This window comes from Burkholderia sp. MSMB617WGS (genome assembly GCF_001532025.2).
Classification (GTDB): Bacteria; Pseudomonadota; Gammaproteobacteria; order Burkholderiales; family Burkholderiaceae; genus Burkholderia; species Burkholderia savannae.
The window spans coordinates 3,427,931-3,441,723 of the sequence record NZ_CP013457.1 but is presented as its reverse complement, the minus strand read 5'-3'; the positions used below and the strand labels follow the sequence as shown (position 1 = coordinate 3,441,723).

Annotated in this window: 11 protein-coding genes; 3 read left to right on the top strand and 8 right to left on the bottom strand. The window is 69.8% G+C overall.

Going from position 1 to position 13,793, the window contains the following annotated elements:
* Positions 1 to 22: 22 nt before the first annotated feature.
* Positions 23 to 853 (top strand): 16S rRNA (adenine(1518)-N(6)/adenine(1519)-N(6))-dimethyltransferase RsmA, encoded by an 831-nt coding sequence (rsmA, locus tag WT60_RS16940; protein WP_038751198.1) that lies wholly within the window; start codon positions 23 to 25, stop codon positions 851 to 853.
* Positions 854 to 1,092: 239 nt separating this feature from the next.
* On the opposite strand, the gene WT60_RS16935 is transcribed toward rsmA, so the two are convergent.
* Positions 1,093 to 2,034: a DMT family transporter gene (locus WT60_RS16935; RefSeq protein ID WP_038751200.1), complete on the bottom strand. Its 942-nt coding sequence runs from the start codon at positions 2,032 to 2,034 to the stop codon at positions 1,093 to 1,095.
* Positions 2,035 to 2,394: 360 nt separating this feature from the next.
* On the opposite strand from WT60_RS16935, the gene gloA reads away from it, so the two are divergent.
* Complete coding sequence (gloA, locus tag WT60_RS16925) at positions 2,395 to 2,784, top strand: lactoylglutathione lyase (protein ID WP_059670225.1); 390 nt, start codon at positions 2,395 to 2,397, stop codon at positions 2,782 to 2,784.
* 469 nt (positions 2,785 to 3,253) lie between these two features.
* On the opposite strand, the gene WT60_RS16915 is transcribed toward gloA, so the two are convergent.
* Genes WT60_RS16915 through glyQ form a run of 5 tightly spaced genes read right to left on the bottom strand, consistent with a single transcriptional unit; the run spans position 3,254 to position 8,723 of the window.
* Positions 3,254 to 4,150, bottom strand: coding sequence for a SprT family zinc-dependent metalloprotease (locus WT60_RS16915; protein ID WP_038751208.1), 897 nt, complete (start codon positions 4,148 to 4,150; stop codon positions 3,254 to 3,256).
* A gap of 47 nt (positions 4,151 to 4,197) precedes the next feature.
* Complete coding sequence (locus tag WT60_RS16910) at positions 4,198 to 4,977, bottom strand: lysophospholipid acyltransferase family protein (RefSeq protein ID WP_038751210.1); 780 nt, start codon at positions 4,975 to 4,977, stop codon at positions 4,198 to 4,200.
* A gap of 42 nt (positions 4,978 to 5,019) precedes the next feature.
* Entirely contained in the window at positions 5,020 to 5,583 is a 564-nt protein-coding gene (gmhB, locus tag WT60_RS16905) for a D-glycero-beta-D-manno-heptose 1,7-bisphosphate 7-phosphatase (protein ID WP_059577267.1), read from the bottom strand.
* A 16-nt stretch (positions 5,584 to 5,599) separates the two neighbouring features.
* Entirely contained in the window at positions 5,600 to 7,699 is a 2,100-nt protein-coding gene (gene glyS / locus WT60_RS16900) for a glycine--tRNA ligase subunit beta (protein WP_038751214.1), read from the bottom strand.
* Positions 7,700 to 7,715: 16 nt separating this feature from the next.
* Entirely contained in the window at positions 7,716 to 8,723 is a 1,008-nt protein-coding gene (gene glyQ, locus WT60_RS16895) for a glycine--tRNA ligase subunit alpha (protein WP_081989874.1), read from the bottom strand.
* 691 nt (positions 8,724 to 9,414) lie between these two features.
* Here glyQ and WT60_RS16885 point away from each other — a divergent pair.
* A complete protein-coding gene (locus tag WT60_RS16885; protein WP_038751904.1) occupies positions 9,415 to 11,052 on the top strand; it encodes a hypothetical protein in 1,638 nt (545 codons plus the stop codon).
* Positions 11,053 to 11,087: 35 nt separating this feature from the next.
* On the opposite strand, the gene lnt is transcribed toward WT60_RS16885, so the two are convergent.
* Together lnt and WT60_RS16875 are read right to left on the bottom strand one after the other, a co-directional pair.
* Positions 11,088 to 12,800, bottom strand: coding sequence for an apolipoprotein N-acyltransferase (gene lnt, locus WT60_RS16880; RefSeq protein ID WP_060355578.1), 1,713 nt, complete (start codon positions 12,798 to 12,800; stop codon positions 11,088 to 11,090).
* Between the two features lie 42 nt (positions 12,801 to 12,842).
* Positions 12,843 to 13,730 carry a transporter associated domain-containing protein gene (locus WT60_RS16875; RefSeq protein ID WP_038751910.1) on the bottom strand — a complete coding sequence of 296 codons (888 nt, stop codon included), beginning with the start codon at positions 13,728 to 13,730 and terminating at the stop codon, positions 12,843 to 12,845.
* Between the last annotated feature and the right edge of the window lie 63 nt (positions 13,731 to 13,793).

Genomic DNA, 13,793 nt, shown 5'->3' with positions numbered 1-13,793 from the left:
TCATTCGTTTTTCTATCTCTCGATGTCGAACAGCAGACAGCACCAAGGGCATTTCGCGCGCAAGCGCTTCGGGCAAAACTTTCTCGTCGATCACGGCGTGATCGACGCGATCGTCGCGGCGATCGATCCGAAGCGCGGCGAGCGGATGGTCGAGATCGGTCCGGGCCTCGGCGCGCTCACCGGGCCCGTGATCGCGCGGCTCGCGACGCCCGATTCGCCGCTGCACGCGGTCGAGCTCGATCGCGACCTGATCGGACGCCTCGAGGAGCGCTTCGGCGATCTGCTCGAGCTGCACGCGGGCGACGCGCTCGCGTTCGACTTCGGCTCGCTCGCGCGGCCGGGCGGCGCGCCGTCGCTGCGGATCATCGGCAATCTGCCGTACAACATCTCGAGCCCGCTGCTGTTCCATTTGATGTCGTTCGCGCCCGTCGTGATCGACCAGCACTTCATGCTGCAGAACGAAGTCGTCGAGCGGATGGTCGCCGAGCCGGGCACGAAGGCGTTCAGCCGGCTGTCGGTGATGCTCCAGTACCGCTACACGATGGACAAGCTGATCGATGTGCCGCCCGAATCGTTCCAGCCGCCGCCGAAGGTCGATTCGGCGATCGTGCGGATGATTCCGCACGCGCCGCACGAGTTGCCTCACGTCGACGTCGCGGTGCTCGGCGAAGTGGTGACGGCCGCGTTCTCGCAGCGCCGCAAGATGCTGCGCAACACGCTTGGGGGCTATCGCGACCTGGTGGATTTCGACGCGCTCGGCTTCGATCTCGCGCGCCGCGCGGAAGACGTCGGCGTCGACGAGTACGTGCGCGTCGCGCAGGCGGCCGGCGCCGTGCGGCGGACGGGCGGTTGAGAGGCGACTTGAGAGGCGACTTGAGAGGCGACTTGAGGGGCGACTTGAGGGGCGACTGAGGGGCGGGCGGCCGGCGACGGGCGGCGCAAAGGGCGGCGCGTCGCGGGATCGCGCGGCCGGTGTCGGCATGTCGGCGTGTCCACGAAGCCGCCGGATCGGCAAAACGACTAAACGGCTAAACGGCAAATCTGCAACGCGCCCCGCCACGGCCGCCGGCCGGATAATCCTCCGTTTCCCGCCTACTTGCCGCGATCCCCTTTCGGCGGCGCGTTGACGAGCCCGATGCCCGCCAGCACGAGCGCGGCCGCCGCGCCGAAGCGTGCGTCGACCGAATCGCCGAGCAGCAGCACGCCGAAGCTCACGCCGAAGAGCGGCGCGAGAAACGTAAACACGGAAAGCCGTGCCGCGCTATAGCGCGTCAGCAGCCAATACCATGCGAGATAGCTCGCGAACGCGACAATCACGCCTTGATACGCGAGGCTCGCGACGGCGAGCGGCGTCACGTTCGCGAGCGTCGTCTGTCCGGTGACGACGGCCAGCCCGAGCAGCGCCGCCGCCGACACCGTCAGCTGGTAGAACAGCGTCTTGCTCGCGCTCGCGCGCGCGAGCGACGTCGAGCGCACGACGACCGTCGTCGCCGCCCACATCACGCCGCCGAGCACGCCGAGCGCGTCGCCCGCGAGCCCGGCGAGCGTCGATGCGCCGCCCGCGGCCGGCCGCGCGAAGCCGTCGGCGAATGCGACCGCGATGCCCGAGAACGCGATCGCGACGCCCATCCATTGCATGCGGCGCATCTTCTCGCCCGGCGCGAACAGGTGCAGGCCGAGCGCGGTGAAGCACGGCGCGGTGTAGAGGAAGATCGCCATGCGCGCGGCGCTCGTCAGCGTGAGGCCGAAAAAGAGGCAGACGAATTCGCCCGCGAACAGCGTGCCCGCGGCGACGCCGGCGCCGAACGTGCCGTCCGCGCGAAAAAGCGACGTGCCGCGCGCGCTCGCCCACGCCCACACGCCGACGGCCGCGATCGCCGAGCGCAGCCCGGCTTGGAGCATCGGCGGGATTGCGTGCGTCGCGCTCTTGATCGCGACTTGCTGGAAGCCCCAGATCGCGCATAGCAGGATCATCACGCCGATCGCGCGCAGATCGAGCGCCGGGCGTGCCGGCGCGTAGGCGACGGCGCTCATCGGACGCCCCCGAACGCGGTGGCGCGCGCCGTGGATATGCCGGCGGCCGGGCGCTCGGCGGACAAGCTCGGTTCGAGGAAGAAGGTTTGCACGGTTTGCGGGCCGGGGGAGCGGCTGTCGGAAAGGTGGTTCGATTCGTCGCGGGACGCGGCGCGGGCGGCCTCGTCGCGGGGTGCGGCGGGCGGCGATGCGGCGCGCATGCCGCACCGCTGCCTGCCGCGACGATCTTAACCGATCGCGCCGCGCGCCGCCTGCCGTCGTGCATGGCTTCCGCTGCCCGGATGGGCGGTGCGGCGGCCGGCGAGAATCGCGCGGGTCTGGTACATTCGCACGTTCAAGCAAGTCCCCACGGAGTACATCATGCGTTTGCTTCACACGATGCTGCGAGTCGGCGATCTCGACCGCTCGATCAAGTTCTACACCGAGCTGCTCGGCATGAAATTGCTGCGCCGCGACGACTATCCGGACGGGAAATTCACGCTTGCATTCGTCGGCTACGGCGACGAGCGGGACCACACGGTCATCGAGCTCACCCACAACTGGGACACGAAGTCGTACGACCTCGGCACGGGCTTCGGCCACCTCGCGCTCGAAGTCGACGACGCGTACGAGGCGTGCGAGCGGATCAAGGCGCAAGGCGGCAAGGTCACGCGCGAAGCCGGCCCGATGAAGCACGGCACGACGGTGATCGCGTTCGTCGAAGATCCGGACGGCTACAAGATCGAGTTCATCCAGCGCAAGCCCCACTGAGCGCTGTCCGGCCGCACGGGGCGCTGCGGCGCTCCGCGCCGGCTCGCATCCGGCGCGCGATGCGTTCGCGCCTGCGCGCCGAGTCGTTTTTCCTTTCCCACGATTCCTTTTCATGAACCCGTTTTGCTCGGGCTGCGAAGCTCGGCGGCGCGTTCGCGTTCGCGCTTGCGCGCGCTTCCGCGGGCGGCGGCGCGGTTCGGGCGATGCGCCGCGCCGCGCGCGGGCGTAGGCGGGCGAGTCGGCGCATGCATCGGTCGTGCGGCGCGGGACGACGGCGGCGAGAGGAGGGGCGGGCGCGGAAGCGCCGAATCGAATCGGTGCGGCGCCTGCCGCATCGAAAGCGCGCCGCGAAAATCGATGTCCGATTGCGGTTGCGCGCGGCCGCGTCCCCCGGGCTACCGCTCGCCGCGTTCGGCCGCCGCCCTTTCGATCGGGCGACGGGCGGCGCGCTTTTGCGAGCGCCGCGCGCTCAGAGCGCCGGCAGCAGCTCCGGCGGATGATGCTTGAGCGTATGCCGCGCTTCGCGGAATTCCGGAAAGATCGATTCGACCGTCTGCCAGAACGCCGGGCTATGGTTCATCTCGCGCAGATGCGACAGCTCGTGCGCGACGACGTAATCGACGATCGACATCGGAAAGTGGACCAGCCGCCAGTTCAGGCGGATCTTGCCGTCGCTCGAGCAACTGCCCCAGCGCGTCGCGGCCGACGACAGCGCATACATCGAATACGTGACGCCGAGCTTCTGCGCATACACCGCCAGCCGCTCGCCGAAGATCCGCTTCGCTTCGCTCTGCAGCCACCCCTGCACGCGGTCCTTGATCTGCTGCTCGCTCGCGTGCGCGGGCAGCCCGAGCTCGAGCGTCGCGGCGGCCGCGTCGAAGCTGAGCGCACCCTTCGCCGACGCGAGCGCGATGGTGACGGGCTTGCCGAGGTACGGAATCTGCGCGCCTTCCTTCCAGTCGATCTGCGGCAGCGCGCGCTGCTCGGCGCGCGTCTGCCATTCGGCGAGCTTGTTGAAGATCCAGCGACGCTTCTCGGCGATCGCCGCTTCGATGTCGGCGAGCGTCACCCAGCGCGGCGCGGTGATCGTGAGGCCGCTGCCGTCGATCGCGAAGCCGATCGTGCGGCGCGCCGAGCGCTTGAGCTTGTATTCGAGGACGCCGCCGTCGAGCGCGAGCGTGCGGCGACGGGAGCGGTCGGCGTCGGGCGGCGCAGCGGGTGCGGCGGGCGCAACGGACGAAGCGGGCGGAACGGCGGAAGGGGAAGCGGGAGACGCCGAGGCGGCCGGCCCGTCGAAGAGCGGCAGGTCGAGCTGGCGGTGATCGAGAGCCACGACGGCCGGCCGTGGCCTGGGACGCTTCGGCATCAGTTCGCTTCGTTTGGCAGTGCGCAATGGGTGAAACTCGCTTGACTTCAGGTACGCGCGGCGTCGGACGAGCGTGCGGCGCCGCGTGCGCCGTCGCGCTCGTGCCGGTACGCGTCCGGATCGATGCGGCGCATTTCCGCTTCGATCCAGTTCTCGACACGTTCGTTCAATTGATCGGGGGTGAGGCCTTGCGTGTCGATCGGCTTGCCGATCGACACCGTGACGGTGCCGGGATACTTCATAAACGAGTTGCGCGGCCACACGCGTCCCGCGTTGTGGGCGATCGGCACGACGGGCGCGCCCGCGCCGATCGCGAAGCGCGCGCCGCCCGTCTTGTACTTGCCCTGACTGCCGACCGGCGTGCGCGTGCCTTCGGGGAACATGATGACCCACGCGCCGTCCGCCATTCGCGTGCGGCCCTGGCGAATCACCGAATCGAACGCGTTCTTGCCGTCCTTGCGGTTGATGTGGACCATGTGCAGCATCCCGAGCGCCCAGCCGAAGAACGGCACGTACAGCAACTCGCGCTTGAACACGTAGCAGAGCGGCTTCGGCATCAGCGCGGGCAGCGCGATCGTCTCCCACGCGGACTGATGCTTCGGCAGCAGCACGGCCGGGCCGTCGGGCAGGTTCTCGTAGCCTTCGATGCGATAGCGGATGCCGTTCAGCCAGCGCGCGACGAAGAGCGTCGACTTGCACCAGCCGGCCGCCATCCAGTAGCGCGCGTTCGGGCGCAGGAACGGGAACGCGATGAAGCACGCGGTCGCGTACAGCGCCGTGTAGACGATGAAATAAACGAATAGGAGCAGGGAGCGGGCGAAGCGCATCGGCGTGACGTTACGGTGAGGGAGGACGCGCGCGGGTCGGCATCACTCGTGTTCTTCGGAAAGGAAATCGAGCGCGAACGCGCGCAGGTCGTCGTGCACGCGCGTGCCTTGCGGCAGCCCGCCCGCGGCGAGCGTCTTCTTGCCCTTGCCCGTCAGCACGAGGTGCGGCCGGAAGCCGAGCGCCGCGCCCGCCTGCAGGTCGCGCAGCGAATCGCCGACGACGGGCGTGTTCTGCGGATCGATCTCGAAGCGCTCGGCGATCAGCTTCATCATTCCCGGCTGCGGCTTGCGGCAGTCGCAGTGGTCGTCGGCGGTGTGCGGGCAGAAGAACACCGCGTCGATCCGTGCGCCGACCGCGGCCGCCGCGCGATGCATTTTCAGATGCATCGCGTTCAGCGTCGCCATGTCGAACAGGCCCCGGCCGATGCCCGACTGGTTGGTCGCGACGACGACGCGGTAGCCCGCGTGGTTGAGCCGCGCGATCGCCTCGAGGCTGCCGGGCAGCGCGATCCATTCGTCGGGCGACTTGACGAACGCGTCCGAATCGACGTTGATGACGCCGTCGCGGTCGAGGACGACGAGCTTCTTGCTGGGACTGGTCGGCATTGCGTGGCCCCCGGCTTCAGGCGGCGAGCTTCGAGATGTCCGCGACGCAGTTCATCTGCTGATGCAGCGCGGACAGGAGCGCGAGCCGGTTCGCGCGCAGCGCGGGGTCCTCGGCGTTGACCATCACGTCGTCGAAGAACGCGTCGACGGGCGCGCGCAGCGCCGCGAGCGCGGAGAGGGCGCCCGTGTACGCGCGCGCCTCGAGCTGCGACTGCACGCGCGGCGTGACCGCGGCGAGCTGCTCGGCGAGCGCCTTCTCGGCGGCTTCGACGAACAGCGTCGGCTGCACCGCGCCGTTCGCGCCGCTTTCCGACTTCTTCAGGATGTTCGAGATCCGCTTGTTCGCGGCCGCGAGCGCTTCGGCTTCCGCGAGGCGCGTGAATTCGCGCACCGCGTCGAGGCGCGCGATGATGTCGTCGAGGCGCGTCGGGTTCAGGCTCAGCACCGCGTCGACTTCGCCTGCCGTGTAGCCGCGCTCGCGCAACAGGCCGCGCAGGCGATCGATGAAGAACGCGTAGATCGCGTCGGTCGATTCGGCGACGCCCGGCACCGCCGCGAAGCGCTCGTACGCGGTGCGCAGCAGCCAGACGAGATCGAGCGGCAACTGCTTTTCGAGCAGCAGACGCAGCACGCCGAGCGCGTGACGGCGCAGCGCGAACGGGTCCTTCTCGCCCGTCGGCGCGAGGCCGATGCCCCAGATGCCGACGATCGTCTCGAGCTTGTCGGCGAGCGCGACCGCGGTCGACACGGGCGCCGTCGGCAGCGCGTCGCCGGAGAAGCGCGGCTGGTAGTGCTCGGTGCACGCGACAGCGACGTCTTCCGGCTCGCCGTCGTGGCGCGCGTAGTACGTGCCCATCGTGCCCTGCAGCTCGGGGAACTCGCCGACCATGTCGGTCAGCAGGTCGGCCTTCGCGAGGCGCGCCGCGCGGATCGCGATCGTCGCGTCGGCGCCGATCGCGGGCGCGATCTCGCCCGCGAGCGTTTCGAGGCGCTCGACGCGCGCGAGCTGCGAGCCGAGCTTGTTGTGATAGACGACGTTCGCGAGCAGCGGCACGCGCTCGGCGAGCGGCTTCTTCTTGTCCTGTTCGAAGAAGAACTTCGCGTCGGCGAGGCGCGGGCGCACGACGCGCTCGTTGCCCTCGACGATCTCGTCCGGCGTCTTCGTCTCGATGTTCGACACGATCAGGAAGCGCGAGCGCAGCTTGCCCGCCGCGTCGGTGAGCGCGAAGTACTTCTGGTTCGTCTGCATCGTGAGGATCAGGCACTCCTGCGGGACTTGCAGGAATTCGTCCTCGAAGCGGCACGGATAGACGACGGGCCATTCGACGAGCGACGTCACCTCGTCGAGCAGCGCTTCCGGCATCACGACCTGGTCGCCGTCGGCGTGCGCGGCGAGCTGCGTGCGGATCGCTTCCTTGCGGTGCGCGAAGTGCGCGATCACGCGGCCTTTCTCGCGCAGCGCGTCCGCGTACGCGCTCGCGTGCTGGATCGCGACGAGGCCGTCGGACAGGAAGCGGTGGCCGAGCGTCGTGTCGCCCGCGTCGATGCCGAACGCGGACACGGGCACGATGCGATCGTCGTGCAGCACGGTGAGGCGATGCACGGGGCGCACGAACTGGACGTCGGTGCCGTCCGGGCGCTGATAGGTCATCACCTTCGGGATCGGCAGCTTCGCGAGGGTTTCGTCGAGCGCGGCCTGCAGGCCGTCGGCGAGCGACGCGCCGGGCGCCGCGTAGTTGACGAAGAACGCTTCGGCCTTGCCGTCGTGCGCGCGCTCGAGATCGGCGATCGACAGGTTCGGGCGGCCGAGCGCGGCGAGCTTCTTCGCGAGCGGGGCGGTGGGCAAGCCTTGCGCGTCGAGCGCGACCGACACCGGCAGCACTTTTTCGCGGACCTGCTTTTCGGGCGCGACGGCGCGCACGTTCCGGACGACGACGGCGAGGCGGCGCGGCGTCGCGTAGCGCTCGAACGCGAGCTCGCCTTCGATCAGGTCGCGCGCGGCGAGGCGTTGCGCGATGCCTTCGGCGAACGCGTCGCCCAGGCGCGCGAGCGCTTTCGGCGGCAGCTCTTCGGTCAGCAGTTCGACGAGCAGGGAAGCGGAATGGTTTTGCGTCATGGTGTGAAGAATCTCGTCAGTCCTGATCGATCTTGCGTTCGGCCTTCAGCGGCGGCGCCCACGCGGGCTGCGCGGCCTCTTGCGCGTCGGTGGTCAAGCCCGGCACGCCCGGCACCGGGTTGCCGATCATCGGGAAGCCGAGCTTCTCGCGCGAATCGTAGTACGCCTGCGCGACGAGCCGCGACAACGCGCGGATGCGGCCGATGTACGCGGCGCGCTCGGTCACGGAAATCGCGCCGCGCGCGTCGAGCAGGTTGAACGTGTGGCCCGCCTTCAGCACGAGCTCGTACGCGGGCAGCGCGAGCTGCGCGTCGATCATCCGCTTCGCTTCCGCTTCGTAGCTGCTGAAGAACGTGAAGAGCAGCTCGACGTTCGCCTGCTCGAAGTTGTAGGTCGACTGCTCGACTTCGTTCTGGTGATAGACGTCGCCGTAGGTCAGGCGGCGCAGCTCGGGGCCGTTCGGGCCTTGCTCTTCCCACTCGGTCCAGATCAGGTCGTAGACGTTCTCGACTTTCTGCAGATACATCGCGAGGCGCTCGAGGCCGTAGGTGATCTCGCCGAGCACCGGCTTGCAGTCGAGGCCGCCCACTTGCTGGAAGTACGTGAACTGCGTGACTTCCATGCCGTTCAGCCAGACTTCCCAGCCGAGGCCCCACGCGCCGAGCGTCGGGTTTTCCCAGTCGTCCTCGACGAAGCGCACGTCGTTCTGCTTCAGATCGAAGCCGAGCGCTTCCAGCGAGCCGAGGTACAGGTCGAGGATGTTCTCCGGCGCGGGCTTGAGCACCACCTGATACTGGTAGTAGTGCTGCAGGCGGTTCGGGTTTTCGCCGTAGCGGCCGTCCTTCGGGCGCCGCGACGGCTGCACGTACGCGGCGCGCCACGGCTCGGGGCCGATCGCGCGCAGGAACGTGTGCACGTGCGACGTACCGGCGCCGACTTCCATGTCGATCGGCTGGAGCAGGGCGCAACCCTGCCTGTCCCAATAGGACTGGAGCGTCAGGATGATTTGCTGAAACGTAAGCATGAGAGGCCTTCGTGGCGCTGGGCGCCGCGCTTCGGGCGGACGGCGCGAGCGGGGCTGGCGCCGGCAGCTCGCGCGGCGCGCGGCTTGGGTCTGTGCTGAAACGCGTAATTTTACCGGATCGGCGGGCAGGTGCGGCCGGAACGGGGTGGGGCAGCCCTCCATACGCGTTCGCGGGCGACGAAATCGCGGGAAAACGGGCGGATGCGCGGGGGCCGATCGGCGGCGCGTCGGCGCGCGATTCGCGGGCGGCCGCGGCGCGCACGGCGCGCACGGCGCGCACGGCACGCACGGCACGCACGGCACGCACGGCACGCACGGCACGCACGGCACGCACGGCACGCACGGCGCGCACGGCACGCACGGCGCGCACGGCACGCACGGCGCACACGGCGCACACGGCACGCACGACGCACACGGCACACACGGCTCACACGGCTCACACGGCTCACACGGCTCACACGGCTCACACGGCTCACACGGCTCACACGGCTCACACGGCTCACACGGCGCGCGCCGCGCCGTGCGCGCGGGCGGCGCACGGCCCCAGCGGCGGATCGCCAGTCGGCCATTCGACGGACGCGCGCGGCGACGAAGCACCCGCGCATTTTCGAGACGCCGGGCGGCGGCGAGCCGGTAAGATGGTGGCTTCCGCGCCGCGTCGCGCGCCACGCCGTCTTCGTGACGATCGCCCATGTCCTCCGCTTCGCCCGGCCCGAACGTTCCGTTGCTGCCGCCCTTCGTCGCGATGCTTCGCCGGGCGCTCGACGCCCGCGGCGACGCGCGCGCGATCTGGCTCGAAGCCGCCGGCCTGCTGCATCCCGTCGACGACGGCGCGATCCATCGGCTGACGATGGCGCTCGTCGGCGACGGGCGCGCCGACGACGCGGTCGAACTCGCGCGCCTCTGCGACGCGCTCGCGCCGACATCGCCCGCCGCCGCGTTCAACCACGGCTACGCGCTGCAGCACGCGGGGCGTCACGCGGAGGCGATCGCGCCGTACCGGCGCGTGCTGGCCGTCGAGCCCGCATGGCCGTCGCTGAAGAACAACCTCGCGATCGCCGTCCGGATGACGGGCGGCGACGACGCCGAGGAGCTCGCGCTGCTCGAAGGAGCGGCCGCCGGCGCGCCGTCCGAGCCCGATGCGTGGATCAATCTCGTCATCGCGCGGCTGCGCCGCCACGACCTGCCGGGCGCGCTCGACGCGTCGGCGAAGGCGCTCGCGCTCGCGCCCGACAGCCCGCTCGCGCTCACCAACGCGGCGATGGCGTACAAGGAGGCGCAGCGCTGGGACGACGCCGAGCGCGCGTCGCGGCGCGTCATCGAGCTCGAGCCCGGCGATGCGTCGCACCGCTTCAACCTCGCGCTGATCCGGCTCGCGCGCGGCGACTACGCGAGCGGCTGGCCGGCGCACGAACTGCGCTGGAGCGGCGCGCCCGAGCTGCGCGGCAAGCTGCCGGCGCTGCCCGGCCCGCGCTGGCGCGGCGAGCCGCTTGCCGGCAAGACGCTGCTCGTGTGGGGCGAGCAGGGCATGGGCGACCTGCTGCAGTTCGCGCGCTTCGTGCCGGCGCTCGCCGAGCGCGTGCATCGCGAAGGCGGCCGGCTCGAATGGAATGCGTTTCCGCAAATGGGCGATCTGCTCGTGCGCAGCCTCGGCGCGCACGTCGACGGCTATCGTGCGGGCGGCGGCGTCGACGCGCTGCCGCCGTTCGACTACGAGCTTGCGCTGATGAGCGTGCCGTGGATGCTCGGGCTCGGCGATGCGCTGTTCGGCGATACCGTCCCGTATCTGCGCGCCGACGACGCGGCGCTCGCGCGATGGCGCGCGCGCTTCGCCGAGTCCGCGCAGGCGGGGGCGACGCCGTTGCGCGTGGGGCTTGCGTGGACGGGCAGCCTCGCGCATCAGCGCAATCCGTTCAGGCGCGTCGGTCTCGACCGGTACGTCGCCGCGTTCGGCGGGATCGGCGGCGTGACGTTTCATTCGCTGCAGCCGGGCGCGTCGGCGGACGTCGCGGCAGCGCGCTCGGCGGGCTTTCCGATCGTCGACGACACGGCCGAGTTGCGCACGTTCGACGATACGGCCGCCTACGTCGGCGCGCTCGATCTGATCGTGAGCGTCTGCACGTCGGTTGCGCATCTGGGCGGCGCGCTCGGGCGCCCGACGTGGGTGCTGCTCGACGTCAATCCGCACTGGGTGTGGCAGCTCGGGCGGCGCGACAGCCCGTGGTATCCGAGCGCGACGCTGTATCGTCAGCGCGAGTTCGCGCGCTGGGAGCCGGTGATGGACGAGGTGGCGCGCGATCTGCGCGCATGGGCGCAGCGCGCGGGCTGAAGAACGCGCCGCCGGCGGGCGGCGCGCGGAGAGCGTCAGCCGCGCCGGCGCAGCCCCGGCCCGAACGCGAAACCGAACGCGAGGAACAGCAGCGACAGCGCGAGCACCGTCGCGTTGCCGCTCGTCACGTACGGCGTGCGTCCGGCCGTGCCTTCGATCCGCACGTCGAGCGAGCCGATCGTGTAGGGCTTCAGCTGGCCGAGCACGCGCCCTTGCGCGTCGATCGCGGCCGTCATCCCGGTGTTCGTCGCGCGCAGCATCGGCCGGCCGGTCTCCAGCGAGCGCATCCGTGCGATCTGCAGGTGCTGGTCGAGCGCGATCGTGTCGCCGAACCACGCGAGGTTCGTCACGTTGACGAGCACGCCCGGCGACACCGGATTGTCGCGGATCGTCGCCGCGATCTCCTCGCCGAAGATGTCCTCGTAGCAGATGTCCGCCATCACCGGCTGGTTGCGCACGATGAACGGCTGCTGGACCGGCGCGCCGCGCGCGAAATCGCCGAGCGGCATCTTCATCAGGTCGACGAACCAGCGAAAGCCCCACGGGATGAATTCGCCGAACGGCACCAGATGGTGCTTGTCGTAGCGGTAGATGTCGCGCGAATGCGGCGTCACGCCGTACAGGCTGTTCGTGTAGTCGACGATCCGGCCGTCGGCCGTCACCGTGCCGCCGACCGCGCCGAACAGCACGGCCGTGTCGGTCGTGTCGCTGAACGCGCGCACCGCGCGCGCGAACGGCTCGGGCAGTTCCTGGATCAGCACCGCGATCGCCGTCTCGGGCGTGACGACGAGATCGGCCGGCTTCTCGGTGATCATCTTCTGATACATCTCGATCGCCGCCTTGATGCCCGCTTCCTCGAACTTGATGTCCTGCTTCACGTTGCCTTGCAGCAGGCGCACCGCGAGCGGCGCGTTCGCGGGCACGGTCCACGGCACGAGCGCGAGCAGTGGGCCGATCGCGACGAGCGCGACGGCCGCGAGCGCCGGCGCCGCGACGCGCGGCGCGCGGGACGCACGCGGGGCGGCCGTCGCGCTCGTCGCCGTCGCATCGGTTCGGCCGTTGCCGCGGCCGTTTCCGGTTCCATTGCCATCTTCGCGCGCGCGCACGATCGCCTGCACGGCGAGCGCCGCGACGAGCGCGAGCATCCAGCCGATCCCGTAGACGCCGACGATCGACGCGTAGCCGGCGAGCGGCCCGTCGACTTGCGCATAGCCGCTCGCGAGCCACGGAAAGCCGGTGAGCACGGTGCCGCGCAGCCATTCGCCGGCGGCCCATGCGCTCGCGAACGCGAACGCGCCGTGCCAGGTCGGCGAGAACGGGCGCGGCTCGGCGGCCTGGCCGTTTTGCGCGTGTCCCGCGCAGAACGACCAGAGCCCCGCCGAGAAGGCCGGATAGATCGACAGATACAGGCAGAACAGCACGAGCGCGCCGCCCGCGAGCGGCGCGGCCATCTCGCCGTACACGTGCATGCTGATGTAGAGCCACCAGATGCCGGTGATGAAGTTGCCGAAGCCGAACGCGCCGCCCGTGGCCGCCGCGTGCTTCCAGCTCGTCGTGCGCGTGAGTTGCGCGAAGAGCCATGCGAATACGACGAACTGCAGCCAGCCGCCGTGAGGCGTCGGCGCGAACGTCAGCGTGTTGGCCGCGCCCGCGAGGAGCGCGGCCGGATAGTGCCAGACGGGCAGCGCACGGCCGGCGCCCGTAGAGGAGACGCTCGATTGCGAGCGGGTCGAGATCGGTTCGGCCATGCGTTGCGTCGAAGGAGCGGGTTGGGAAACGGAGGCCGCGCGTCAGTCTTCGCCGGCTGAGCTGCTGCGCCGGCCCGCGAGCGGCGCGCGGCGCACGAGCAGCACGTGGATTTGGCGGGCGTCGCCGCGCTGGATCTCGAACAGCAGGTCGCCGAGGCGCACCTTCTCGCCGCGATGCGGGACGCGGCCGAAATGGTGCGTGATGAGGCCGCCGATCGTGTCGACTTCGTCGTCGGAGAAATCGGTGCCGAACGTTTCGTTGAACTGCTCGATCTCGGTCAGCGCGCGCACGCGATAGCGGCCGTCCGGCGCGGCGATGATGTTGCCGGCTTCCTCGTCGAAGTCGTATTCGTCCTCGATGTCGCCGACGATCTGCTCGAGCACGTCCTCGATCGTGATGAGGCCCGCGACGCCGCCGTATTCGTCGACGACGATCGCGAGGTGGTTGCGGTTCACGCGGAAGTCGTGCAGCAGCACGTTCAGCCGCTTCGATTCGGGGATGAAGACGGCGGGGCGCAGCATCCCGCGCACGTCGAATTCCTCTTCCGCGTAGAAGCGCAGCAGATCCTTGGCGAGCAGGACGCCGATCACGTTGTCGCGGTTGTCTTCGTACACCGGGTAGCGGGAGTGTGCTTTTTCGAGCACGAACGGGATGAAGTCCTCGGGCTTGTCGGCGATGTTGAGCGCGTCCATCTGCGCGCGGGGCACCATGATGTCGCGCGCGCACAGATCGGACACCTGGAACACGCCCTCGATCATCGACAGCGAGTCGGCGTCGATCAGGTTGCGCTCGTGCGCATCCTGCAGGATTTCGAGGAGCTCGGCCCGCGAATCGGGCTCGGGCGAGATGAAGTCGGTCAGACGCTCGAGCAGCGAGCGCTTTTCATGCGGTTTGTCGGAGGATTTTCGACTGGGATACGAATCGTTCATGGTGGTGCGCCCTGCGTATCGAAGGCGCGCTGTCACGGAATTGGCAAGGATACACCAAGGCTA